The following is a 23,049-nucleotide window of genomic DNA, read 5'->3' as shown; positions in this document are numbered from 1 at the left end:
CGAGGCTTACCAGTGGCCCGGCCAGCACCAACGGTACCAGCACGGTGATGATGCCGGCAGACACGCCGCCGCGCCCGCGCAGCTTGTGCGTCAGCCAGCGCTGCACCGGCGCCAGCAGAAAGGCCAGGCAGATGCCCCACGCCAGCGCATCCCAGAACGGCGCCAGCATCCAGTACAGCGCCAAGCCGCACAGGATGGCGACCGCGATGACAAAGCCCTTGAGATAGAGATCCACGCTCGCTCCTCTGTGACGCCGGTGGCTCACGGCGGGCTGCAATTGACAAGCCGGGCAGCGTGCGCGCTTGCGGCCCACCTTTGCAGGCGCAACCGCAACGGCGCGCACCGCGTGCCGCGGCTTAAAGACGACCGGTGGTCAGCCGCACCAGGAACATCACGACGGCGACAACCAGCAAGATGTGAATGAAACCGCCGAGGGTGTATGACGACACCAGCCCCAGCAGCCACAGAATCAGCAGGATCACTGCAATGGTGGTAAGCATGCTTCGTACTCCTTTTCCGGCGCCGGCCCGCCAGCCGCAGCCGGCAACCCGGTTGCCGGCACGGCGCAGTACTCGGCGCATTGCCCTGTTACTTCAGGAACCGACTGTGTTGCTGCCGCTCAAAACGCCTGATCAGCTGCTCGGCCTCGTTCCGGCTGATGCCGTAGGCCTCCTGCAGCCTGCCCGACAGCGCCACGCGCCTGCCGGCAATCATGTCAAGGCAATCGTCAGGCAGATTGCTCCACTCGGCTTTTACCTTGCCCCGGAATTCCTTCCAGTTTCCTGCTACCCTGTTCCAGTCCATTATCGTTCCTTCCACATGGCGCCCGTATGCAGGCATTGCCAATCGGGCTGCCGATCATGCAGCCGGCCGTGCACTACTGCTGCACTCATGCAAGGACAGGGTACTGCTGCCAAGGTAGGCCATCGTTTGTGCTGTGCTCATGGAAAAGCCGGTTACAGTATTAAGGATATGCAGTGACTGCGTTCCTGTCGGTACGCTGCCAGACATAGGTTGACGAATGTCTGGCGCGGCCCGGCCATCGCTCAAGGCTCGGCCGCAGGCGCAGGCAGTACCACAACCACATCGCCCCCTGTTTTGCCACGTTCGCCAGTGTCCCCGGTTGCACCAGTCGCACCGGTGTCTCCCGTCGCGCCAGTGTTGCCGGTATTGCCAGCCGTGCCGGCATCGCCGGTGGCGCCCGTGTCACCACGATAGCCGGTAGCGCCGGCGGGGCCGGAGGCACCGGCCGGACCAGCCGGCCCCGGCACTATCACCGTAGATTCCGCCGGCTGGGTCACCACCACTGCCGGTGGTCGTTCGCATGCTGTCAGGGCCAGCACCATTAGTGCCCCTGACAGCTTCATCGCATTTTTCATGATCATTCCTTCGCTTGGGTTAAAGACAAGCACGGGCGTGGACCAACCGCCGGCCTTGTCAGCCCAAGCTACGCCGTTGCCGCGGTGGCTACCGTTCGCTGGCATACATACACCCGGGCCGCGGCTTGAAGCGACGCGGTGGGCGCCCGCAAACGGCGCTGAAGTGTTGAGTGCGCTGGCGCACAGACTGCACCGAGCGTTGTCGTAGCATTAAATGGCACGCCAAAGGTTGGCCGCAGACGCGGCCGGGAGCCGTGCACGATGGCAAAGGAGTGGAATATGCAACTCGGCCTGCTGGATCTGCCCTGGTGGGGCACGCTGCTGGTCACGTTGGGGCTAACCCACGTCACCATTGCCGCGGTCACCATCTTCTTGCACCGCCACCAGGCGCACCACGCGCTGGCGCTGCACCCGGTCGTCAGCCACCTGTTCCGTTTCTGGCTGTGGCTGACCACCGGCATGGTCACCCGCGAATGGGTGGCAATCCACCGCAAGCACCACGCCGCCTGCGAGAGTACGGACGATCCGCACAGCCCGCAGGTGTACGGTCTGCGCACGGTGTTGCTGCAAGGCGCCGAGCTGTATCGCCGTGCCGCCACCGACTCGGCGCTGTTGGCAAAATACGGTCACCACACCCCCGACGACTGGCTCGAGCGCCGGCTGTACGCCCGCTATAGCGCGCTGGGTGTCAGCCTGATGCTGCTCATCGATCTGCTGCTGTTCGGTCCGCTCGGTCTCAGCGTGTGGGCAGTACAGATGCTGTGGATTCCATTCTTTGCCGCCGGCGTCATCAACGGCGTCGGCCACTACTGGGGCTACCGCAATTTCGCGCCCGATGACTGCTCTCGCAATGTCGTGCCGTGGGGCATCCTGATCGGCGGCGAAGAGCTGCACAACAATCATCACGCCTATGCCAGCTCTGCCCGGCTGTCACGCCAGCGCTGGGAGTTCGACATCGGCTGGCTGTACATCCGCCTGCTGGCCGCGTTGCGGCTGGCCACGGTGCATAAGCTGGCGCCGCCGCTGCGCTACAACCACGCCAAGACGGCGTGCGATGCCGACACGCTGCAGGCGGTGATCGTGCATCGCCATCACGTGCTGGCACGCTTTGCCCGCCTGCTGCACCCCGTTGCCATCGCCGAACTGGGTAGCGATACGGCATTGCCGCTGCCACACGCGGCGATTCGGCAGTGGCTGCAGCGCGGGCGACACGCCCTGCCGTTGCCACAGCGCACCGCGCTGGAACAGGAGCTACGTCACAACCGCAAACTGAACACCATTGAACTGATGCGCCAGGACCTTACCGCCCTGTGGCGCCGTTCCGGCACCTCGAAGGAGCAGCTGCTCGCCCAGCTGGAGGACTGGTGCCACCGCGCCGAGGGAAGCGGCATTGACGCGCTGCAGGAATTCTCCCGCGCGCTGCAAAGCTACGACTTACCGTTAGGAGAGACAAAATGACCTTAGGAACCATACTGCTGATCGTGGTGGTGATACTGCTGATCGGCTCCTTTCCCAGTTGGCCGCACAGCCGCAGCTGGGGTTACGGCCCCAGTGGCGGGCTTGGACTAATATTGCTGGTGCTGCTGATTCTGTTGGTGCTGGGTCGTTTGTAAACCAGCCACCACCCCAGCCAAACAAAAGCGACCCCGCACTTTGATGCGGGGTCGCTTTTTGGTCAGAAACCGCCACGACCACGATCAGTACTGCCGCGCAACACCGCCTGGCGGCGTATAACCACTGCCCGCCTCAGACCGGCATGACCACCGCGACCTTACGCCCGCGAGCAGACTGCGGGCGCAAGAAAAACCGGCGCCAGCACAATGCTTGCGCTGGCGCCGGAATCCACCACTGTGGTGCTGTCCCGCCATCTCGGCCGGGGCACGCCGTTTAGTTAGTGGCGATCACCCATTTCATGGCCGATAACACCGCCGATAGCGGCGCCGCCCACTGTGCCAAGTACACTGCCACCGGTCAGCACTGCACCGCCGACGGCACCCACGCCAGCGCCGACGGCGGTGTTCTGCCCTTGGCGCGACATGCCCGCACAACCACCCAGGCTCAGCAGTATGGCTACGCTGACTGCGCCGAGTGTCAATCTCTGCATCGTTTTCATGGGGTTACCTTTTTCCTGAATAGAGTATTTCGGGTGAGCCGTAGCGGTGTGGACATCGCGGATGCCCTGGCCGGACTGGCCGGCAGTGAATACGGGCCGCGACTCACGTTGACTCCTTTGTGTGAGTGGGCAGTGTCATGTCGGCAGGAGCCACCGCATGCACTGCTCGTCGCCAGGGCCAGGCGGCCGTCAGGCCGGCATGGCGTGGTATGGCGCCAATGAATGCAGCTTAAAAGCACCGCCCTGGACCGTCTGTCTGCTAGCACACAAACACCGGGAAATCGTCAGGGCGTGGCCAGCAGATGGCCGGCTGGATGCGGCTCGCTGATCGGCACAAGGGGAAGTGTGCGGAACGCGGCAGGATGGGCGGCGGCGTGCACCGTCCTGGTGATGGCGGTCGATAACGGCTGGGGCCGCATCAGCACCGCCGCCGTTTCGTGGCTTGCTGCGCGGCGAACGGCTATGTATGGCAACGAACAGACTGCGGCCAACGTGTCCGCGATGATGATCCTGTCTGCGCCGAGCAATGCCGGCACAGGCCGCGTGGCCAGGCATCCCTCCCAACAACATCGACATGCCACGCCACACCGCGCGCTTTCGAGCCGCCCCCGCCCGCAGTGCCAAGCGCGACCGGACAACCGGACAAACTTCGCCGCCGTCGTCCAGCCCCCGGCAGGCACACCCGCCAGCTGCAGGCCACAGGAGAGTCAACATGAAAAGTATTCTACTTGCCACGGCCATTGCCGCCGTCACCACCCTCGCCACCCCGGCTCTTGCTGCCGACGTTGGCGTCTCGATCAGCATCGGCCAGCCCGGCTTCTATGGCCGCCTCGATATTGGCGGTTACCCGCCGCCGCTGCTGCTCTATCGCGAACCAATCGCCATCCGCCGTGTGCCGGAGAGTCGGCAGCCGATCTATCTGCGCGTCCCGCCGGGACACGCCCGCAACTGGGGACGCTATTGCCGCACTTACAACGCCTGTGGCGAACGGGTCTACTTCGTGCAGGATCGCTGGTACACCAACGAGTATGTACCGCGCTACCAGCGCTATCAGCGAGATCGCCAGCAGCAGCGCCGCCATCACCGCTATCAGCAGGGTGACAGGGACTACCGCTACAACCAGCAAGGCGTCCCACCGTTGTATAACGATGAGGATAGGAATGACGCTTATCAGAACCGTTGAGCATGCTGCTGCAGCCTCCTGGCCAGGGACGCGCTTACCAGGCGCACCTGGCCAACACCATTTGTCCCTCCCTGCGCCCGCCAGCAACCACCGCCGCATCACGACATTTTGCCCAGCGACCACCGCCGGTGCGGCGCCCCTTGCCGAAGCCAGCGCGCGGCCGCGCGAGCAATGTGTTGCTGGCCGATATGCTTGCTAGCGCACAGACCGGGTCATCAACGCTGCGCACCATAAGTCGTCACACGGCGGCGATGGCGCAACATCAGCGCGACGCATCTTTTCATCCTCAGCAGATTGGTCGGTCCATCATGTCCTGTTTCGTGCTTCCCAAACGCAAAGCGCACCAGCTGCGGTCGCCGGCGCGCGCCAACCACCTGCTGTACAAACAGCTGGCCAAGCTCACCGTACTGCTGCGCAAGGCACAGTATCTGGCCGATCATGATCCGCTCACCGGCCTGCCCAACCGCCGCCTGCTGTATGACCGTTTGCAGCAGGCAATGGTGATGGCCGCGCGCGAACAGCGGCAGCTGGCTGTGCTGATGATCGATGTGGACCAGTTCAAGGCGGTTAACGACCGGCACGGGCACGCCGCCGGCGACCAGCTGCTGCAGCAGGTGGCACAACGGCTGACACACTGTCTGCGCAGCAGCGACACCGCCTGCCGGCTGGGGGGCGACGAGTTTGTGGTCATCCTGCCGGAGCTGAAGGGTGAAGACCCGGCACCGCGGGTAGTGGCCAAGATCCAGCACGCGCTGGCACAACCCTATCTGCTGGGGCAACACGCACTGGCGATCAGCACCAGCATCGGCGTTGCCCTGCACCACGACCGACAGCAAACCGCAGACGAATTGCTGCAGCAGGCCGACAGCAATATGTACCGCAACAAGCAAGCGGCCAGCGCGACCCGCGCCGCGCAGCCGCAGGCCAGTCTGCAGTCATAAGCGGCCGGGCCGCCGCCGCGGGTTAACTGCGGCCAACCCCGGTTCAGTCCAGCGGCCGGTACAGCAGCAGCAACTGGGCCGCCAGCAGCAAGCCGGCCAGCAGCTGCCCCGCCAACCGCCGCCAGCGTGACCCGCGGTAGTAGGTCCCGTCGGTCAACAGCAGTACATCCCAAAAGCGGCTGGTGACGCCGTAACACACCGTCGGCGCACTGCCGCGATGATGCCGGGCATGCCAGCACTTCAGCCGATACAGCGTACCGTGGTCGCGACGCAGGTGATGCAGCGCGTGATGGGTCAGCGCATAGCCGACATAGCCCAGCAGCACCCCCAACGTCAGCGCACTGGCACGGCGCAGATCGCCCAGCCACCACACCGGCAGGAACACCAATACCGCAAACAGCAAGCCGCTGAGCAATGTCGGGGTATAGATCAGCGCCGCCGGCCGCCGGTGGTGCTCGGCATGCCAGCGAGAAAACGGGGCGACACCGTGCAGTACGAAGCGGTGCGACGCATACTCCAGCGCGCTCCATTCCAGTAGGCCGGCCATCACCAGCACCGTGCTGTCCAACCGGTGGCTACCGTTGCCGCTCAGCAGCAGAAACAGCAGCAGCCCGGCAATAGCCACGCCGTACAGCGCAAAATCGACACGGTATGCGGCTTCTCCGTGTTCCAGAGCAAACAGCTTCATGACATTGCACCCTCCTGACTGACGGCCCGGCCGCAGGGGCACGGGCGATAAGGCATGCTAGCCAGCGCCGCGGCGGCGGTCGGTACGCCATCGTACACAGCCATGCTTGCGGCCAACCTTGTGCCGTCCTGCCCGCCGTCAGGGCGCGGGCGTCCAGTTCACCCGCAGCTGGTGCGGCTGGCCGTCATCCTGCAGCAGCACCTCGTCGCCGGCCTGCGGCACGCCATCCAGGGTGATGCCCGCCACAGCCGCGCGCGGCACCTCGATCGCGGTGGCGTAGCGACGGTTGATGGCGACGATGCCGGCCTGCGACCGGGCGATCAGCGCGGCATCGCCGGGCAGCACTTCCGACGCGGCATCGCACAGATCGGTGAGCAGGCCGAAGTACAGGTACTCGCTATGATTGGCAAAAAAGCGCACCTCCAGCCCTTCCAGCAGGCTGTCGACGCCGGCTTCGTTACTGAGCATGGTCGGAATCACCACCAGCGTGTGCGCACTCGGCGGCAGGCCGCGGCTGAAATCCATGCGCGGCAGCAGGTGCGGCGTCACCGTCAGCGTCGCCAGCCAGTTCATCAGCGTGACCGCCAGCTGGCTGGTGGACAGGATCGCCAGCAGCCCCAGCAACAGCAGCGGCCACACGCCGAGGCCGCTGGCCTGTGCCTGCCACAGCAGCAGGCCGCTGAACAGCGCGGTCAGCAGCGCAATACCGCCCAGAAACAGCGGCAGCGCGTGGCGAAAGCCGGCGTGGCACAGCGCGGCCAACAGCGAAAAGCGCACCGCGGCCGCCCGTTCCAATTGCGGCAGCCCGTTGCCGATCAGTTAATAGCCGACATGGCTGCTCGACTCACTTAGCCGCCGCCCCAGATTCTCGACCGCGACACCGCGCGCCAGCGTCACCACCAGCTGCGCCACCGCCACTTCACTCAGCGTGCTGCGCTTGGCGATGGCCTCGACCGCATGGCGGTAACGGTCGCGGGTGGCAAAATCCATCTGCCCGTACACGCCATACGGGTCCTGCTGCAGCACTTGCTCCACCGCGCTCATACTTTCGACAAAGTCGCGCCAGTTCAGCGCCCCCAGCGCGCGCAGGCTGCCGATGCTGTTGCTGATCGTCACCTGATCGGCCGCCTGCTGCTGGTTTTCCGACTGCACCAGCTGCTCGATGGTGAAGCCGGATTCACTCAGCCGCTGCGCGATCCAGGTCAGCGGCAGCGCCAGCGCCGGGCCACGTCCCTGCAGCCGGCGCGCCAGTTCGGCGACAAAGGTGCTGATCATCGGTGGATTGGAACGCGCCATGTCGGCGACCACCAGGATCAGGCTTTTCGGGTCTTTTTCCGCTACCTCGCGCATCTGGTCGGCCCAGGAATCGGCCAGGTTGCGGGCCGACCAGCCGGCGGCGATGCGCACCGCGACGCGGCGCAGGTTCTCGATTACCGCCAGGCGCAGCATGATCGGGATCGCCCACAGCTCGCCCAGCTGCAGCGGCGTCACGCGCTGGTAGGCGGCGACAAAGCGGCGCAGGCTGTCGCCATCGACGCGGCTGTCGCTGTGGGTGACGATTTCCAGCGCGATGTCGTAGACGCGGGGATGACAGTGGGTGGCGATGTTGCCGGCGGCGGCCAGGCACGGCAGCTCGCGGCTATTCGCAGCACACACTGGCAATATGGGCAGGCTGATGCGGGATGGCTCACCCGAGAACGACAAGCGCTAATGCAAGGTGGCCTGTCACCGCAGTGGCGAGAGCCACAAACGTTGGCCGCATGCGCCACGCCCGCAGCATCCGCGGCAAACATGTACTGCCGCATTTGCCGCACACACTGCGACGACACCCAGAACGGCGCTGCGACTCGGGCCCGCACTACCGGGCAGAAGGGCTGCTACCAGCCGGTCAGACCACGCAACAGTGCTTGATCTGGCTGCGGTTTGACGCAGTGCATTTTTTCGGCCGAACAGCGCCGGCATTCGCTGCCGGTGCTGTCCACGAGGCGAGACAGCGCAGTAAGCGCCGCTGCATCTACGCAGGATGTGGGTCTCACTTCCCGGTGCAATGTGGCGCGCATTTGAAACACGGGACAGTTCAAAAGCAACTGTCCCGTGTCCGATAGGCAACCAGCCACTAGCCGCGCTTCATGCCCACGCGCGGTCTTAATGCTCCGCTTCGGGCGGCATTATGTAAGGCGAGCGTTTCCCGGGTTGCTTGTTTTGCTGTTGTTGAGAGGGTGAGTACTGAGCACCAGATGCCTGCTGACGCTGTTCCGCACGCGATCTACCCTGATTGTTGTTCTGCTCTGGCTGTTGCCGTTGTTGCCACTGTGGTTCTGGTTGCTGCTGTTGCTGCTGCCGTTGTGGCTGCTGCGGCACTTGCTGCTGTCGTTGCTGTTGCTGCCATGGCGGCTCTTGCTGTTGTTGCTGCGGTGCTTGCTGTTGCTGTCGTTGAGGTTGCCGTTGAGGCGGCTGTGGTGCCTGCTGCTGTTGCCACGGTGGTTGCTGCTGTTGTTGCCGTTGCGGTACTTGCTGTTGTGGCCGCTGCCGCTCTTCCTGCGGCTGATTCCTCAGTTGATAGTGCTGCTGAATCACTGGCTCACGCGGCTGGTAACGGTAACTCTGGGACCGAATCGTATATTGCTGCTCTACCGAACCTGGATAGCGGCTACCCGAGTAGTCACGCTGGTAGATTGGCAACGGTGCTGGTGGCGGTGCAGAGAAGCGACTCCAGCGGTCCCATCCGCTATGACGCCTGGCCCAGTCAGATCCCCAGCGGTCATCCCAGCGAGGCGGTCGGTCTACACGCCAATCGCGGAAATACACTGGCGGCCGGCGGTAGTAGCGTATAGGGACGCGTAATATAAATAGCGGAACATATTCTGGCTCCACCTCGGCCCAAGGCCCGTTATACCAACTGCCTGCATACCAGCGGTCGTCCTCATACACCCAGTACAGGCCGTCGTAAAAGAAGAAATTCACATCCACCTGAGGCGCATAATAGACGGGATAGCCAGGCACCCTGACCAGAGATGGAAACATGGGTAGGTTGATGCCGATGCTGATGCCAGGCAGCGCAATACCAATACCGACAGAAACCTGAGCATAAGTTGAAGTTGCCGGGTAAATCAGCAAAGACAACGCAAGAATGAGATAGCGCATTTTCAGTTCTCCAAAATAAGATAAACAGCCATCACCGAGATGGTCACTGCAAAGTGAGTTCATTGGCACGAATGGCTCTGGAGATACAGATCAGCGAGAGCAACCATCAGAAACACTAACGGACTCGGAAAATCATAAAACTATTTAAAATAACCAACATAATATCTCGGCCGTAAAAAATCCCACCTAAAGTATGGGGATTACCCTTACGGACATGCCAGATTAAACAACAGACACCCGGAGGCATGGCGTCATGCAGAGGGATATGTTTCCACGACTCACCATTCTCTCAGCCACCCACCTCCACTCCATCAATCATGCATGAAGCCATGCCCAGGCTGGTTTTAAGAAGCTAGCCTTTTTCGACCGCACTAGATCTTTCATATAAATAGAGACAATTGCGGCACGAGGTGCACTAATCATTCCCAATGAAAGTTAACGTTACGGGTTGACTTACGCTCAATCATGACGCGCCGCTTTTCAATTCGACCATCACGATTGACAGCAATAACATACCGACCAACCGGCAAATTGACATAAACCAGCGGCCCTACCTTGCTCAGGGACAATACGGAGCCTCCTCCGGGCTTCTGAATGTCAACATCGACTCCAACCTCGTATTCATTGGCCAGCCCTTGAGAAAAAGTCATATGCAAGTTATAACCCCTGGCATTTTTTATGGCCTCCGACTCATCCGACCCAATGCCGCCGGCCAGATAAGTAATGCCACCTTGCTCCTGCGGCGCCAACTGCATGGAAGGAAAGTCCACTGGACCACCTTTCGCCACCAAAGGTATTGCAGCCGAAAGCCCAAGCAGCAATAAAAATACCGCATGCAGCGATTTTAAGAATGGAATAAATTTCATCGCATATACTCCTTTAATTAGCCAGAAGCGTATCGCCACCAATAGACCCATAGCCACACACTCCTGGCGGGCTATCCAGACGGGATCACAATCAACAACTCTGCTGACATTTCACCGTTGCCAAACTGGCGAAAATCTGGATAGTTTTGATTGCACCCCACTTTTCATGGTGGCGCCATCAACCGCGGCCCCGTGTAGTTCCAAGACAACGACAGTCATTTTATTATAGAAATATTATAAGCCATTGCCTGACTGCAATCTGCATACTGTTACATTTAACGCAGTAACCGAGTTTGGTCTGTGCGTTAACGCACAAATAGAATTTTTTCAACATGTTCGCCCATGCCATACTACTAAACGCGGCTTCGTTCGCAGCTACAATGACATCAGCACAGTGAATAAGAGGCAATCTTCGTTGCCCAGAAAAAAGCCCATCATTATCAGTAGTAATGATGGGCATCAAAAAACAAGGCAGTCAATTATTAATAATTGCGGAGCCTGGCCAATTCATCGTGCAACCATTTATTACTGGATATTGCTTTAAAACCATTGCATTTCACCGCGTACGGCTGGCCAGTTAGACTACTTTCAGTAGCAGCCCCATCAATAAAATTCTCTGTCGTGCTTATCAAATTTCTTGCCGCCATGTATTTATACTTCTCCCGCAAATGAGCCTGTGCTGCTTTCGAGTTATACCAACTACCATTGCGGTAAAATTCACACCCAGATCCTTCAATATATCCAAGCAAAAAACTAATTTCCACTTGCACTTCCGTAGAAGGTGCTGAGTGAGCAATTGGCACTACCAACAATGAAAGAGACATCGCCACTGCGCCAGCCATAGTCCGCACATTCATAGTTCTTTGTCCAAGGGTAGTAGCGAAAGCATATTCACCATAATTCTTTGCCAATTATTTCTGGCTGGCTCTTGATTATATTCAACTTCTTTAGTGCCTTCCTGGGTGTGCCATACCAAGCTTGGCGTGCCAGTTTTTTCGTTCTTTCGTATTGCCAGCCTGTAGGAATTAACCGGCTTAACCATGGATTCAAAACGCTCGGCAATCTGTTTCGCAAGAATTTGGCTATCAATTAGCAAGCCAATCTCGGTATTAAGATGCATCGATCGTTGATCGAAGTTCATGGAGCCAATGAACACCTTCTTTCGATCAAATACGAACAGCTTCGCGTGCAGTGAATAATTTCCAAAACGTGAGATAGCCGCAGTTTGACCGCTGCCTCTGGCACTACCCAACAGCGAACGGACTTCATAAAGCTCGACGCCATTCTCCAGCAAGGGTAATCGATAGTGCATATAGCCGGAATGCGCCAGCAACACTCCAGTTGATTCAAGTGAGCTGGTTAAAATCCGGACTCGCACATTGCGTTGCCGTAGGTAATTCAATAACTGCATCCCTTCATTCCCGGGGATCAGGTAGGGTGTAATCATCAGCAACTCGGATTGCACGGCGAGCGTCGCCGCGGCCACCGAGCGCTGCATTAATCTCCCTATCATCTCTCCTTGCTTCACTTTTTTCTTTTCGGGACTGTCATAGATTAGTTGCGAATGCGCCCATGTAAGCGGCAATGCACCTGAAATTATTCCACCAAATGGTTCGCCAGTCGCCACTCGCTCCAGATAGTTGACACCACTTGTCTTCAGCTTCTGATGTTGATTGTCTAATACTTGGCGATGCACATTGAGAACATGCGCAGATTTTCTACCTGAGAGTGCTTCAACCGGAATGGATAGGGAGCTATTCCAGAAAGCATCGAAAGTTGCCGATAGTTGTTTGGCGATGGGGCCAGCAGCAAATACATCGTCATCGGCAAACTGCGACTCCGGATCCATCTGAAAATATTGATCGCCAATATTGCGCCCACCGATAAGCGCGATGGCATTATCCACGACCAGCAATTTATTATGCATTCGATAGTCGAGCCGCGTGGAGTTGAGCATGAACTCCATGGATCGAAGCAACAATGAGTGGCCACGGTAAGAGAATGGATTGAATATCCGGATTTCAATGGCCGAGTGTGCTTCCAGCTCCGCAATCTGCTCGTCGCCTGCCACGGTTTCACCATCGTCAACCAGGATACGCACCCGGACACCACGATCCGCAGCTACCAGCACCGCACGTGTAAGCAAGCGCCCCGTTTCGTCCCCGCGGAAAATGAAATATTGCAGGTCGAGTGTTCGTTCTGCCGCATTGATCATTTGCATACGGGTCAGGAACCCATCGGCGCCAACCGGTATCATGCGAAATCCGGAGTTGCCATCATGTTCGCGTGCCGCATTTTCAAACTGCCGCCCAAGCTTTGTCTCTTCCGGGTGAGACAGCGAGAAGGAAGTGGTTTTTGCAAAGTCTGACCCCGGAGGCAGCGATGCACACCCACTAAGATGGGTGACCAGCACCAGAACAAGCAATAAATGGAACCGACCAATCATCGTTGCGCTCCAGTAACGTCGCTCCACATCCCCCAAAGCTAGCAAAATGCTTGCATGGGAATTCGGGACCAGGTTTTCGAGATCTTTGCTTCTGTTTCTCTTAATGGGATTTATTCGTCTATGCGCATAACTGTTTGTCTAGCCGCACATTTGGCGAACAAACCAAGCTAAAACTCCCCCAATCCCCCTGCCCCACCAACCTGCATCAAGACCTGTTCGGCTCGAAGTGGCCTTAAATATTCGATTCGACTTCCCTGAATACACCGTTCAATCAACGTCACGATGTCAAGACGCGTCGCGCTTGCTCATGTTTTTCCTGCTTTTTGGCCGATTGGCGGATTTGCACACGCTGACTGCCCACCTGAGTAATAGTGAAATGCCCGGTGATCGGCCAAGGGCATCATGGCGTCGCGATAGCGAGGCTTGTCAATGAGGTCGCCTAGCTGGCCGAGTAACGTCGCTTTAAGGGGCGGGAACTGCTGTCTGGCATAGCCCCCCCAGAATGGCGTGAAAAATACTATGGCCATCGGCATTCAGGTTGCGTAGATCATCAAAGGTAAAGGGTAAAATGGTGGGGCTGGCATCCATCTGCAGCCAGAAACGGGCCAGCAGCTCACGGTTGTCTCGCCCGGTTACGGTCTGGATTCTGGCTAAAAGCTCGCTTTCATTCATCCCATATCTCCTGGCTGAAAGGAAGTAAGTGTCATACCCTGCGGCGTACCGCCCTGTCGCACATCCATGGCACAGTCGCAGCATGCGCCCTGCTGTAGTCCGCCTCTGTTCACTAACACACACAACCATCGAAATAGCCGCCATCCGAGTGGCCGCCATGCGCCACCAGCCGGATCAGGTGCCATTCGGCCGCTGACGTCACCGCCGGCAAAGGGGAAAGGAGCTCACATTAGCGGCTCGTTAAGCCGGAGAACCGCTCAGATCCAATAGCTGCTTCTAGGGTTTTTCGCGACTTTGTTGTACAAATCAGTTAAAGGTTGAGCCCCCCAATCCCTAGGCGAACTTATCCCATGCGTACCATTTGCGGCGTACCCGGCGCAGTAAAACCATTCAGAATCGCGGCGTAGATTTGAAGGTCTGCGACCTGCCGGTGAAAGTGCCGCGACTTCACTCGGTCGGCCAGCAATTTGAAACAGTGCATCCTCGTTTCGACCAGGCTGCGCCGATGGTGGCCACTCCACTTTTTCCAGAGCGTGCGTCCCAGATACTTCACTGAGCGCAGTGACTCATTGCGCTCCTGATTGCTTCGTGAACTCCCTTTCCAGAACTGGCCGTTTCGACGCGGGGGAATGCTGGCCGCAGCCCACGCTCCGCAATCGCTGCGTGACATTGGCGCGTGTCGTACGCCCCAAGCAATACGGTACGAGCAGCCGATGCAGGGCAAGAAGTACATGCTGTCCTTGACCTGGAATGCACCCAAGGAGGCATTCGGCGGCAAGGATCAGTATTGTTCACAGGCAAGGCTGTAGACGATGTTTTTCGTTGCCAGTACCGCCAACTACAAATTCTGTGGCGCGGAAGTCCTACCCTCATTCTCCTGCCACGACGTGATGAAGGCGCCAGACATGGAAGGGAATATTGAACGGCTCCGCAAGCATCTGGCAGCAATTATCGACAAAGACGGATATCCCTCTGACGAAGTGGACAGATGGATAAGTCCACACACAGGGAATGACTGGTATGTGGTTCAAAACGGGCACTCATGACAGACCGGGGAAAAGACCGCTTAGGCCGACCTGCTGCCTTCACACCTGGAGCAGCGGCAGATCGCCGGCCAAAATAGCTCCCCGCATGCCAGATTAAAAATAACGGCTTTTGCCAAGGAAGTAGTCATATAAAGTATCTAGTAAAGAAGGGGGATTCATGTCACCCCGGCACCCTGTCAATGTGATGCACCCCCTTCTCTGCTTCTGACATCTTCTGGAATAACCATTCTTTTAAAGCATTGAGTGGGGTTCGCTCCCTGGTCCGGGCCGTCGACATCAAGAAAAAGCCATGGCCCGTCTTGACCTGTAGTGGATAGGGAATCATCAGGCGACCAGCGGCCAGATCCAGCTGAACAAGGGTAGGATCGCTATACGTGACACCGACACCTTGCAAAGTAGCAGCAATGGCCATGTAGTCGGTATCGAACACTTGCTCACGGGCAGCGGGTTGCGGTGAATAACCTGCAGCTTTCCACCATAGTGACCAGCCCATGCGGTCGCCAGTTGGGTGGACAGGTGTGACTTTCGCCAAGGCCTCCAGCGTCAGCCTTCCGTTCAGACACAGTTCGGGTGCGCACAATGGCACCACGATCTCTTCATGCAAAAGTTCCACGCCCTCGCCAGCCAGCCCTAGTGGTCCGTACTGGATCACATAGTCGTACTCATCCCAATGAACCGAGGGAGAGGCCTCCCACACCGTGGTCAGACTCACCTCGATGTCCGGGTGTTGCTGATAAAACTCCCGGAGCAGCGGCATCAACCACAGGTAGGCAATCGAAGGGCGGGATTTAAGTCGAACCTGATTGCCATGCCCGTCGCGCAATCGTGAGACCGAGCTGGCAATCAACTGCAACGCCATTTGCGTCGTCTTGAATAAGTCTTGGCCAGCCTCTGTCGGTACGGGCATCCGATTGCGTTTTTCCAGCAGAGGAAAACCGAAATAGCTTTCCAAGTTCTTGATTTGGTGGCTAATCGCACTCTGAGTCAGGCACAGCTCATTGGCTGCAGCCGTGAAACTACTTAGACGCGCGACCGACTCGAACACACGCAATGCATGCAACGGGGGAAGTTGGTTCATCGCTAACAGGCTCCGGCTGCAAGGATACCGATTACATCGGTCACCACCACGACTGTCAACCAGGGATGAACCTCCCCCTCTCTAAAACCTTGCGAGCGTCAATTTGAAGCAGATGAATAGGGGCATCAATATGTTTCACCGCCCCCTTTTAACGCCTGTGCAATACTTTTTTCAACTGCTTCAGCCAGAAAATCTCTGGGTAATCCATGGGTTGTCCGGACTTTATTCCTACCAGCAGCCAACCGCAGGCCGAATTCATTCTCAATATGCACACAGAGGAGTCAACATGAAAAAAAGCATGACCGGAATCACCCTCGCCTTCTGCGCCCTGGCAAGCATGGGCAGCCATGCCAGTGAAACTCAGCTCATTCGCTTCGGTGTCGAGCCCAACTACCCCCCGTTTGAAAGCAAGATGCCGGATGGCTCGCTAGTAGGTTTTGATATTGATCTGGGCAATGCCATGTGTGCCGAGCTGAAGGCCAAATGTGTCTGGGTAGAACATGGCTTCGACGGCATGATTCCCGGCCTGATGGCCAAGAAATTCGATGCCATTCTCTCCGGCATGCTGATCACTGAAAAGCGCAAGCAAGTGATCAACTTCTCCAATCGCCTCTACCTGTCCACCGCCAGTTTGATGGTACGCAAGGGATCCGGTCTGCTCCCTACTGCTGAATCGTTGCGTGGCAAGCGCGTTGGCGTGCAACAAGGCACCTCCCAGGAGACCTTCATGCGCACCTACTGGGCACCCAAGGGGGTGCAGGTGGTTGGTTACCAGTCTCAAGACCAGGTTTACGCAGACGTGCGGGCGGGGCGCCTGGATGGCGCGGTGCAATCTACCGTACAAGCCAAGCTGCTGTTCCTGGGAAGGCCGGAAGGAAAAAATTTCGAACTGGCCGGCGACCCGCTGCGTGACGACAAGATCTTTGGCCCCGGGGTGGGTATTGGTATCCACAAGGATAATGTTGCACTCGAGAAAGACCTGAATCGGGCTCTGGCCAAAATCAAGGCAAACGGCACCTACCACAAGCTGATGAAGAAATACTTCGACTTCGATATTTCTGGCGGTTGATCACCACCTTTGCTGATAGGCAGGCCGGCATCACATCACACCGGCCTGCACCCCCACTCTTAGCTGAAATCACCCCACAATGACCACTCGACACCTCTACGACATCGTGCTGCGCAACGGCACCGTGATCGACGGCACCGGCGCGCCACGTTACATGGCCGACGTCGCCATCCAGGGCGATCGCATCGCCGCCATTCGCAGCCCGGGCACCTTGAAAGGCAGTCAAACCATCGATATCGAAGGACTGGTGGTTAGCCCCGGCTTTATCGATGTCCACACCCACGACGACCGCCTGGTGTTAATTGATCCGTCAATGCAGCCCAAAGTCAGCCAAGGCATCGCCACGGTAGTCGTTGGCAACTGCGGCATCAGCCTGTCGCCACTCAAGCTCACCACGTCCGATCCGGTGCCGCCGCTCAATCTGCTGGGTAGCAAGCAAGACTTTGTTTTCGATTCAATGCTCGACTACGTTAAGGCGGTCAATCACGCCGTGCCGGCAGTGAATGTTGTCGCGCTGGTTGGGCATTCCACTCTGCGCGTCGCCGTCATGGACGATCTGGATCGCCCTGCCAGCGCAGAAGAAACACAGCAAATGCGCGCGATACTGCGCAAGGCGCTGGCAGAAGGCGCTGCGGGTTTGTCCTCCGGCTTGTACTACCAGCCGGCCAACGCTGCGGAAATGGATGAACTCGTCGAGCTGGCAAAAGAAGCAGGTCATGCGGGTGGCATTTACACCACCCACATGCGTGACGAAGACGACTTCGTAATGGAGTCGCTGCAGGAAACCTTCGAAACCGGGCGCCGGGCCGAAGTGCCGGTCGTCATTTCACACCACAAGTGCGCGGGGCGGAAGAACTGGGGACGGAGCGTGGACACCCTGCGCATGATCGAACAGGCGGCGGCCACACAAGAGATTCATGTAGACGCCTACCCTTACTCCGCGTGCTCGACCGTGCTGCGTGCCGATGCCATCGACGAAAGCATCCGCATCATTATTACCTGGTCCACCCCATGCCCGGAGGTGGCCGGGCGAGACCTGGCTGACATCGCGGCAGAATGGCAGATCAGCCAGCACGAGGCCTGCGAGCGCCTGTCGCCAGCCGGTGCCGTGTATTTCGACATGAGCGAAGACGACGTGCAGCGCATCCTGGCACATCCACTGGTAATGATCGGGTCGGACGGCATTCCGCATGACAGCCACCCTCATCCGCGCTTATGGGGCACCTTCCCGCGTGTACTGGGCCACTATTCGCGAGACGTCGGGCTGTTTAGCCTGGAAGAAGCCGTACGCAAAATGACCTCCCTGCCGGCACAGCGCTTTGGCCTGCCCCAGCGTGGCACGCTCGCTAACGGCAACTTTGCCGATCTCGTTGTGTTTGATCCGGCAACCATTAGCGACGCAGCCACCTTCGAACAGCCAATCACACCGGCTGTCGGCGTGGCGCTATTACTGGTCAATGGGCAAGTGGCCTACTCCACTCGGCCAGACTTGGCCAGTCAACGTAACGGCCGCTATTTAACTCGCTCAGGCATGAACACTCTGTTAGCCAATTGATCAATTCTTTGTAGTAGCGTGTCCGGTTTACTGTGTGAACCGGTCGCTACCATAGTCAAGCCATGATGGATCTGTCCCTGCCTAGATGGACCGTAATAGAGGGCTGCTTCTTGTAGGCTCAGCAGTCATTTTTCTGATGGAACAATTGACCACTAAGGCTGATGGTCTAGCAAGCCATCGTCTAGAGGACTGCAGGTCGGCCACAGCTGACGTCCAAGCAACGGGTGAAAATTGCCGTTTTTCTAATGGAAGTGGCCACTATCGAGTAACTTATGTGAAAAGTAATTCAATTACTGAAAGCGGTAATTGATACCAACAAAGAGACCATGGGTGTCGAGATTAGCATTGTGAACCAGGGTTCCTCCCGAATTATTGGTTGAAGTCACTTCATTCTCCATGCTTATGCCGCCGAACCTAGTGTAAAGATAGTCCCCTCTGAGCGACCAGTGCTTACTCAGCGCATACTCCCCGCCAAAACCAAGACTCCAACCCGTTTTGGTTACTGACTTCGAACCTTTGGATAATCCATTGAATGCATTGTCAATGTAAGAGGCCTCCAGTTTCAGGCGTGTAGAAGCAATGCCACCCGTGACATAGGCCAGCCAATTGTTTTCAGCCCAACCTAGCCTAAGACGAACACCTGCCATCCAGTCGGCCGAAACAGATTGCTTGATGGTGCTTTGCTGCCCAGGGTTGGCATCCATTTCCTGTGAAGTTTGACGCTCTTTATTGAGAGAAAGGCTATTGGCTCCAGCCTCAACGCCAAGCACTACATTTCCAAACTGTTTGCCATAGCCACCAACTAGTCCACCCACCGCGCGCCACTGGCTTACCTGGCCATCACCAACTCGGGCAATTTGCCTTGCATCCGTCGCATCCATGTATTTGGACACGCCGACACGCGTGCCTACATCCGAAGTGCTATTTACCGCACCAAGCAATCCCCCGGCATAGAAGCCAGACCAATCTACATTGGATGCTGACTGTGCTGCTGCGCTCCCGCTCACACCGCATGCGAGTGCGACTATGCTACAAGCAAAAATTTTCATCATAGCCCCTTGAGGAATGAAAGTAACAAGCTAAACAATTATTGCCTATACATCAATCGGCTCTAGTTCTCTAGATTCGGTTGCGACTGCTTCTAATAAGAAAGCAACATTCTTCTTTTTCCACATGACAGGGCCGCTTTGGCCGACGCCCAACCACCGAGGAGAAATCCACGGCAGATTTTCTGCCAAAGCAACCATATGACTCGAGGACGAAAATGGCTGCTTCAATCCATTATGAGGTTGCTGGTGAGTAAGCCGCCTTACCTCACTGCCCTCGTGAGCTGGACAGATCACTGACTCGTCAAAGAGCCTAGAAAAACAGGGGCTCTCAAATAGTCGTTTGAATCACAAGGTTGTTACTATCGCCCTTGGAGTCGATCCAGGTCACCGTCACTACAGGCTGAGTCGTCGTTGTGCAGGTGACCGCAAGGTTATAGGCAGTCGAACCCTGGTAAGGAGTGGTAGGACCTTCCGTAGCCGCAATACAGGCACCCGCATCGCGCAGCAGCTCTACCTTGTTTCTGGCATAGGCCATCGCCTCAACCCGCTGACGCGAAACCTGAGTGGCCATATTGATGCTGAGCTGTAGCTTGGTTGCACCAATCAGGCCTACGCTGAGAATCACAATGGCGATCAGCGCCTCGATCAGGCTTAAACCGGATTGAAAATGTCTGCTTTGCATCCGGCCCCCTAGTTCATGTCCGACCAGCCGCTGCTGGAAGTGGCAATACTGTTGACGCCCGGGGTACCTGCCTGGAACTTGGTGACAATCCCAGTGTTCTTGACGATTTCGATACCACCTGTGGTGGAGTAGTTACCGGACGTCAACGCAGCCCCTTCAATCAGAGCGTTACCGCCTCCACTATTGTCCCAGGTGCCCAGTACCTCGATCACCACTTGCGTCTGGCCTGGCGTACTCAAATCGCCAACATCCACGGTGATATTGTAGGTACAGGTCGAGCTATCGCCGACAGCGGTACTGGAGGGAGTTGATGGGGTGCATTTCAGAGCGACACTTGCGTTCTTGCAAGCTTCAATCGTGCACCATTGCGTTGCGGTGGTTGGCTCGTAGGAAGGACTACTCCACTGAATTTCGTTGCCCTTTTTAGAAATCCGCGTTGTTTTTGCCGTACAGTTACAGGTAGTCGTACTCGTGACATTGGTCACTGTCGATGAAATTTCTGGTACGTCCACATAGACCACCCCGTAAATCTTTGAGGTGCCGTTAATCTGGACGGTGCCACTTTCCATCACAAAGATAATTACCGGATCCGTGGTGCTACCCAGTACAACATTGGCGTTGATTTTCATACCGCCTGCTGTCAGCCACATCAGCCGGGCACCACTCGCGTACGCGGCACTCAGGTCGGCATTGTTGCAGCTCGAGGCGCAGATATAGCCGTCACTGCGTGCTGCGACGGTCGCTTTGACCTCAGCCTTGCAATAACCGGCCTGCTGGGCAAGCTGCACGGAAGTTGCCGTCCCTGTTGCACGCAGCAAATCGTAGGCGGCCTGTGTATTGGGACACAGTCCGCCAAAGTAATGCATAAAAAATTCGTCGGTTGTCCACTTAATTTTGGAGCCATTGGCAGCTAGCAGATAGGTCTCCACACCGTTGACCAGCGTCTTCTGGTAAAAGTCCGATGTGGTTACCGAGCCGACCGAACCGCTGCCTGTGCTATTGACCGTACCGCCCGACTTCACCGAGGAAACATCGGCATTACCGCCAATGCTGATATTGCCCAAAGCAGTCAAGGCATCGGTCACCGGCGTGGGAATGATCGGCGGAGTGCCGGCGGTGAAACTGTAGTTCACTCGCTGACTGATCGTCCGCGTCGCCCCAGATGGATCAACCCCGGTGCTTTTAATAAAGGGAAACGGCAGAGAACTGCTGGCCACACAATCCGCACTGGCGGCAGTACAGAAATTCACGGTATACAGACTATCTGCTCGTTTTGTATTACTCAGTGCGACATCCGGCGTTGCTGCAATGGTAGCGTTCAACTGCGTCAGCATGGCACGGATACCCTGCTCAGCATTCTGAAACGCCGCCTCGGTCCGATACAGGTTGTTGGCCGACTTGACCTCCAGCGCCGAGCTGCGTGAGCCGATAATCACATTCAGCGAAACCAGCATCACCAGTATCAACGAGACCAGCAGTGTGGTGAAACCACGCTGATTTTGCATGTTTATTCTCGTCAATTGCGCACCTTAACGTAGATGGTCTGATTGCGGCTTACCGTTCCGCCGCTCGGCGTTGCCATGTTCACGGCATCGGCCTGCAGATTGATTGTCACCAAGGCGGTACCCGACTCAGTAAAACTCAGAGCAGTCACTTTGATCTGGCCGGAGTCCGTTAGCGCTTTCCAATTCGTTGTGCTACTACAGTCCCCGTTGCTACTGGTGCTGCTCCAGTAGTAAATCTTGTTGTTGGCTAAGCGGTAGCCGTAAAAAACCTCATTCACAGCAGCGGCTGAGTCAACTGCCGGCGTGGAATGTGAGAAGGTGATGCAGCTACTCTGCGCCCGGTAATATTTATTGTTCGACTGCTTGGTGAGCGTAATACCCGGATTGGCATAACCGGCTCGTCGGATTTCCGACACCATTTCATTACCCAGGACTTGCAATGTCTGTTCGAAGCGCTGCATTTTGACGGCCGAAACGTTGGCTGCAAGCGTGGTGAAATAGACTTGCTCTGCGCCTAGAATGACTACCATGCCCAAGGTCAGGGCAATCATTAGCTCGATGAGGTTAAAGCCGTGCTGCCGCTTCATTGCAAGCCGCCTACGGTGACAAGCCCAATAATGTTCATATTGACGCTTTGGCTGAATCCGTTGGCGGACACCGTGGCTGTCACATCTTTGGGCGTCGGGGTGCCATAGACGCCGCTAAGACTGAATGAGGAAATATTGGCAGGCGTGCTGCCAGAAGTATCTTTCATGCTGGCCGCCACATCGCTGTCCATGCTGTCGCTACGCAACTCACATCCGCTAGCCGACACCCGGCTCAGGCAGAGCTTGCTTGCCTGTACCGAAAAATAAATGGTGGCGTTTTTGTCCAGTGCATAGGACTTGGCATACCCCATCGCCTGCGCAACCAGGTCTGCCGTTTTACGGATCTTGGTTTTCTTGATGCTGGTATTGAAGTTGGGAATCGCGATCGCAGCAAACACCCCGATGATCGTCATCACAACCATCGCTTCAAATACAGTGAAGCCGTGCTGGCGGATCACTGCATTCCCCAGCAACTGGCATTACTGCTAGGGAAGCCATCCTGATTGACTGTCAGATTGTTGCAGGAGTCTTTTGCCTGCGCACCGGACGCGCTGATGGTGGCGGTCGCGACATAGGTCGAACTGGTAGCAGAAGTAATGGCGACGGTGTAATAGGCCTGTGGTGAAACGGCCGTCAGCCCTAGCGACGCCAGCGCACTGCTGTAGGCCGTGTTGTTGCCACGGTATTTCTCCTGCGCTAACTGCAGGCTGGCCAACGCGTTCTTGGCATCAATACGGCGGCTCTTCAGCATGTATTGTGAATAAGCAGGGATAGCGATGGCCGCCAGTATCGCGACCACGACACAGACAACCACCAGCTCGATCAGGGTAAAACCAGCCGAAAACCGCTTCATCAACATCACCAATGACAATAAGCTATCAAGCTGGATTTTACACATGTACGATCATGTGTCTATGTTGCCTCTTAAAAAATACATGCCACCAACAAGTCCTAGCGCATATAAATACACATTGAATATTAATTTCACGTGGAAAGTGGTTGGCGACACGTCTACGGGATGCAGCAGCAGTCAACTCTGGCTGCTG

24 protein-coding genes and 2 pseudogenes are annotated in these 23,049 nt (G+C 57.2%); 6 read left to right on the top strand and 20 right to left on the bottom strand.

Translation table 11 applies throughout. The annotated features are described in order from the left end of the window. The 3 genes and pseudogenes from ABNW52_RS16870 to ABNW52_RS16860 all read right to left on the bottom strand — a co-directional run. Positions 1–235 (bottom strand): annotated as a pseudogene (locus ABNW52_RS16870) (AI-2E family transporter); the annotation flags it as partial. Positions 236–356: 121 nt separating this feature from the next. Beyond that, entirely contained in the window at positions 357–500 is a 144-nt protein-coding gene (locus ABNW52_RS16865; protein WP_349590350.1) for a lmo0937 family membrane protein, read from the bottom strand. Positions 501–588: 88 nt separating this feature from the next. Continuing rightward, positions 589–804, bottom strand: a complete 216-nt coding sequence (locus ABNW52_RS16860) for a CsbD family protein (RefSeq protein WP_349590348.1) — start codon at positions 802–804, stop codon at positions 589–591. 854 nt (positions 805–1,658) lie between these two features. Here ABNW52_RS16860 and ABNW52_RS16855 point away from each other — a divergent pair. Both ABNW52_RS16855 and ABNW52_RS16850 read left to right on the top strand, forming a co-directional pair. Then, positions 1,659–2,837: a DesA family fatty acid desaturase gene (locus ABNW52_RS16855; protein WP_349590346.1), complete on the top strand. Its 1,179-nt coding sequence runs from the start codon at positions 1,659–1,661 to the stop codon at positions 2,835–2,837. Next, on the top strand, positions 2,834–2,992 hold the full coding sequence (locus tag ABNW52_RS16850; protein WP_349590344.1) for a DUF3309 family protein: 159 nt from the start codon (positions 2,834–2,836) through the stop codon (positions 2,990–2,992). The genes ABNW52_RS16855 and ABNW52_RS16850 overlap by 4 nt, the downstream gene beginning before the upstream one ends. Positions 2,993–3,270: 278 nt before the next feature. On the opposite strand, the gene ABNW52_RS16845 is transcribed toward ABNW52_RS16850, so the two are convergent. Further along, the gene (locus tag ABNW52_RS16845) at positions 3,271–3,492 is read right to left on the bottom strand and encodes a glycine zipper 2TM domain-containing protein (protein ID WP_349590343.1); all 222 of its coding nucleotides are present in this window, start codon (positions 3,490–3,492) and stop codon (positions 3,271–3,273) included. A 712-nt stretch (positions 3,493–4,204) separates the two neighbouring features. Here ABNW52_RS16845 and ABNW52_RS16840 point away from each other — a divergent pair. Together ABNW52_RS16840 and ABNW52_RS16835 are read left to right on the top strand one after the other, a co-directional pair. Next, entirely contained in the window at positions 4,205–4,675 is a 471-nt protein-coding gene (locus ABNW52_RS16840) for a hypothetical protein (RefSeq protein WP_349590341.1), read from the top strand. A gap of 308 nt (positions 4,676–4,983) precedes the next feature. Beyond that, entirely contained in the window at positions 4,984–5,616 is a 633-nt protein-coding gene (locus ABNW52_RS16835; RefSeq protein ID WP_349590339.1) for a GGDEF domain-containing protein, read from the top strand. A 43-nt stretch (positions 5,617–5,659) separates the two neighbouring features. Here the strand turns inward: ABNW52_RS16835 and ABNW52_RS16830 are convergent, their stop codons facing one another. From ABNW52_RS16830 to ABNW52_RS16785, 10 genes and pseudogenes are all read right to left on the bottom strand, one after another. Further along, the gene (locus ABNW52_RS16830) at positions 5,660–6,304 is read right to left on the bottom strand and encodes a sterol desaturase family protein (protein WP_349590337.1); all 645 of its coding nucleotides are present in this window, start codon (positions 6,302–6,304) and stop codon (positions 5,660–5,662) included. A 138-nt stretch (positions 6,305–6,442) separates the two neighbouring features. Further along, positions 6,443–7,081 (bottom strand): hypothetical protein, encoded by a 639-nt coding sequence (locus ABNW52_RS16825; RefSeq protein WP_349590335.1) that lies wholly within the window; start codon positions 7,079–7,081, stop codon positions 6,443–6,445. Positions 7,082–7,123: 42 nt separating this feature from the next. After that, complete coding sequence (locus tag ABNW52_RS16820) at positions 7,124–8,008, bottom strand: protein kinase family protein (protein ID WP_349590333.1); 885 nt, start codon at positions 8,006–8,008, stop codon at positions 7,124–7,126. Between the two features lie 441 nt (positions 8,009–8,449). Beyond that, positions 8,450–9,448, bottom strand: coding sequence for a hypothetical protein (locus tag ABNW52_RS16815; RefSeq protein ID WP_349590331.1), 999 nt, complete (start codon positions 9,446–9,448; stop codon positions 8,450–8,452). A gap of 419 nt (positions 9,449–9,867) precedes the next feature. Continuing rightward, positions 9,868–10,314 carry a hypothetical protein gene (locus tag ABNW52_RS16810; RefSeq protein ID WP_349590328.1) on the bottom strand — a complete coding sequence of 149 codons (447 nt, stop codon included), beginning with the start codon at positions 10,312–10,314 and terminating at the stop codon, positions 9,868–9,870. A 482-nt stretch (positions 10,315–10,796) separates the two neighbouring features. Further along, positions 10,797–11,156 carry a YfeK family protein gene (locus tag ABNW52_RS16805; RefSeq protein ID WP_349590325.1) on the bottom strand — a complete coding sequence of 120 codons (360 nt, stop codon included), beginning with the start codon at positions 11,154–11,156 and terminating at the stop codon, positions 10,797–10,799. 11 nt (positions 11,157–11,167) lie between these two features. Then, the gene (locus ABNW52_RS16800; protein ID WP_349590323.1) at positions 11,168–12,760 is read right to left on the bottom strand and encodes a phospholipase D family protein; all 1,593 of its coding nucleotides are present in this window, start codon (positions 12,758–12,760) and stop codon (positions 11,168–11,170) included. Positions 12,761–13,222: 462 nt separating this feature from the next. Then, a complete protein-coding gene (locus ABNW52_RS16795) occupies positions 13,223–13,432 on the bottom strand; it encodes a hypothetical protein (RefSeq protein ID WP_349590321.1) in 210 nt (69 codons plus the stop codon). Between the two features lie 343 nt (positions 13,433–13,775). Further along, positions 13,776–14,122, bottom strand: a pseudogene (locus ABNW52_RS16790) (transposase); the annotation flags it as partial. Positions 14,123–14,638: 516 nt separating this feature from the next. Next, positions 14,639–15,556, bottom strand: a complete 918-nt coding sequence (locus tag ABNW52_RS16785; protein ID WP_349590318.1) for a LysR substrate-binding domain-containing protein — start codon at positions 15,554–15,556, stop codon at positions 14,639–14,641. Between the two features lie 286 nt (positions 15,557–15,842). On the opposite strand from ABNW52_RS16785, the gene ABNW52_RS16780 reads away from it, so the two are divergent. Both ABNW52_RS16780 and ABNW52_RS16775 read left to right on the top strand, forming a co-directional pair. Further along, complete coding sequence (locus ABNW52_RS16780; RefSeq protein WP_349590316.1) at positions 15,843–16,625, top strand: ABC transporter substrate-binding protein; 783 nt, start codon at positions 15,843–15,845, stop codon at positions 16,623–16,625. Positions 16,626–16,704: 79 nt separating this feature from the next. Beyond that, entirely contained in the window at positions 16,705–18,180 is a 1,476-nt protein-coding gene (locus ABNW52_RS16775) for an N-acyl-D-amino-acid deacylase family protein (RefSeq protein ID WP_349590314.1), read from the top strand. A 290-nt stretch (positions 18,181–18,470) separates the two neighbouring features. Here the strand turns inward: ABNW52_RS16775 and ABNW52_RS16770 are convergent, their stop codons facing one another. The 6 genes from ABNW52_RS16770 to ABNW52_RS16745 all read right to left on the bottom strand — a co-directional run bounded on the left by ABNW52_RS16770 (position 18,471) and on the right by ABNW52_RS16745 (position 22,901). Then, a complete protein-coding gene (locus ABNW52_RS16770; protein WP_349590312.1) occupies positions 18,471–19,229 on the bottom strand; it encodes an outer membrane protein in 759 nt (252 codons plus the stop codon). A 328-nt stretch (positions 19,230–19,557) separates the two neighbouring features. Then, positions 19,558–19,911 carry a type IV pilus modification PilV family protein gene (locus tag ABNW52_RS16765; RefSeq protein ID WP_349590310.1) on the bottom strand — a complete coding sequence of 118 codons (354 nt, stop codon included), beginning with the start codon at positions 19,909–19,911 and terminating at the stop codon, positions 19,558–19,560. 8 nt (positions 19,912–19,919) lie between these two features. Further along, the gene (locus ABNW52_RS16760) at positions 19,920–21,416 is read right to left on the bottom strand and encodes a pilus assembly PilX family protein (protein WP_349590307.1); all 1,497 of its coding nucleotides are present in this window, start codon (positions 21,414–21,416) and stop codon (positions 19,920–19,922) included. 11 nt (positions 21,417–21,427) lie between these two features. Continuing rightward, positions 21,428–22,003, bottom strand: coding sequence for a PilW family protein (locus tag ABNW52_RS16755; protein ID WP_349590305.1), 576 nt, complete (start codon positions 22,001–22,003; stop codon positions 21,428–21,430). After that, the gene (locus ABNW52_RS16750; RefSeq protein ID WP_349590304.1) at positions 22,000–22,461 is read right to left on the bottom strand and encodes a pilus assembly FimT family protein; all 462 of its coding nucleotides are present in this window, start codon (positions 22,459–22,461) and stop codon (positions 22,000–22,002) included. The genes ABNW52_RS16755 and ABNW52_RS16750 overlap by 4 nt, the downstream gene beginning before the upstream one ends. Further along, positions 22,458–22,901 (bottom strand): type IV pilin protein, encoded by a 444-nt coding sequence (locus tag ABNW52_RS16745; protein ID WP_349590302.1) that lies wholly within the window; start codon positions 22,899–22,901, stop codon positions 22,458–22,460. Before ABNW52_RS16745 ends, ABNW52_RS16750 begins: the two co-directional genes overlap by 4 nt. Positions 22,902–23,049: the final 148 nt, after the last annotated feature.

The organism is Vogesella oryzagri (genome assembly GCF_040148885.1).
In the GTDB taxonomy this organism is placed as follows: domain Bacteria; phylum Pseudomonadota; class Gammaproteobacteria; order Burkholderiales; family Chromobacteriaceae; genus Vogesella; species Vogesella oryzagri.
Note: the sequence above shows the minus strand (reverse complement) of the source record. Positions and strands in the feature narration are given on the sequence as shown.

Coding starts and splice junctions, on each gene's coding strand:
- ABNW52_RS16810 (WP_349590328.1), bottom strand. CDS start 10,314: ATGAAATTTATTCCATTCTTAAAATCGCTGCATGCGGTATTTTTATTG.
- ABNW52_RS16865 (WP_349590350.1), bottom strand. CDS start 500: ATGCTTACCACCATTGCAGTGATCCTGCTGATTCTGTGGCTGCTGGGG.
- ABNW52_RS16815 (WP_349590331.1), bottom strand. CDS start 9,448: ATGCGCTATCTCATTCTTGCGTTGTCTTTGCTGATTTACCCGGCAACT.
- ABNW52_RS16765 (WP_349590310.1), bottom strand. CDS start 19,911: ATGCAAAGCAGACATTTTCAATCCGGTTTAAGCCTGATCGAGGCGCTG.
- ABNW52_RS16795 (WP_349590321.1), bottom strand. CDS start 13,432: ATGAATGAAAGCGAGCTTTTAGCCAGAATCCAGACCGTAACCGGGCGA.
- ABNW52_RS16785 (WP_349590318.1), bottom strand. CDS start 15,556: ATGAACCAACTTCCCCCGTTGCATGCATTGCGTGTGTTCGAGTCGGTC.
- ABNW52_RS16755 (WP_349590305.1), bottom strand. CDS start 22,003: ATGAAGCGGCAGCACGGCTTTAACCTCATCGAGCTAATGATTGCCCTG.
- ABNW52_RS16860 (WP_349590348.1), bottom strand. CDS start 804: ATGGACTGGAACAGGGTAGCAGGAAACTGGAAGGAATTCCGGGGCAAG.
- ABNW52_RS16760 (WP_349590307.1), bottom strand. CDS start 21,416: ATGCAAAATCAGCGTGGTTTCACCACACTGCTGGTCTCGTTGATACTG.
- ABNW52_RS16835 (WP_349590339.1), top strand. CDS start 4,984: ATGTCCTGTTTCGTGCTTCCCAAACGCAAAGCGCACCAGCTGCGGTCG.
- ABNW52_RS16830 (WP_349590337.1), bottom strand. CDS start 6,304: ATGAAGCTGTTTGCTCTGGAACACGGAGAAGCCGCATACCGTGTCGAT.
- ABNW52_RS16850 (WP_349590344.1), top strand. CDS start 2,834: ATGACCTTAGGAACCATACTGCTGATCGTGGTGGTGATACTGCTGATC.
- ABNW52_RS16840 (WP_349590341.1), top strand. CDS start 4,205: ATGAAAAGTATTCTACTTGCCACGGCCATTGCCGCCGTCACCACCCTC.
- ABNW52_RS16770 (WP_349590312.1), bottom strand. CDS start 19,229: ATGAAAATTTTTGCTTGTAGCATAGTCGCACTCGCATGCGGTGTGAGC.
- ABNW52_RS16805 (WP_349590325.1), bottom strand. CDS start 11,156: ATGGCTGGCGCAGTGGCGATGTCTCTTTCATTGTTGGTAGTGCCAATT.
- ABNW52_RS16745 (WP_349590302.1), bottom strand. CDS start 22,901: ATGTGTAAAATCCAGCTTGATAGCTTATTGTCATTGGTGATGTTGATG.
- ABNW52_RS16845 (WP_349590343.1), bottom strand. CDS start 3,492: ATGAAAACGATGCAGAGATTGACACTCGGCGCAGTCAGCGTAGCCATA.
- ABNW52_RS16775 (WP_349590314.1), top strand. CDS start 16,705: ATGACCACTCGACACCTCTACGACATCGTGCTGCGCAACGGCACCGTG.
- ABNW52_RS16780 (WP_349590316.1), top strand. CDS start 15,843: ATGAAAAAAAGCATGACCGGAATCACCCTCGCCTTCTGCGCCCTGGCA.
- ABNW52_RS16800 (WP_349590323.1), bottom strand. CDS start 12,760: ATGATTGGTCGGTTCCATTTATTGCTTGTTCTGGTGCTGGTCACCCAT.
- ABNW52_RS16855 (WP_349590346.1), top strand. CDS start 1,659: ATGCAACTCGGCCTGCTGGATCTGCCCTGGTGGGGCACGCTGCTGGTC.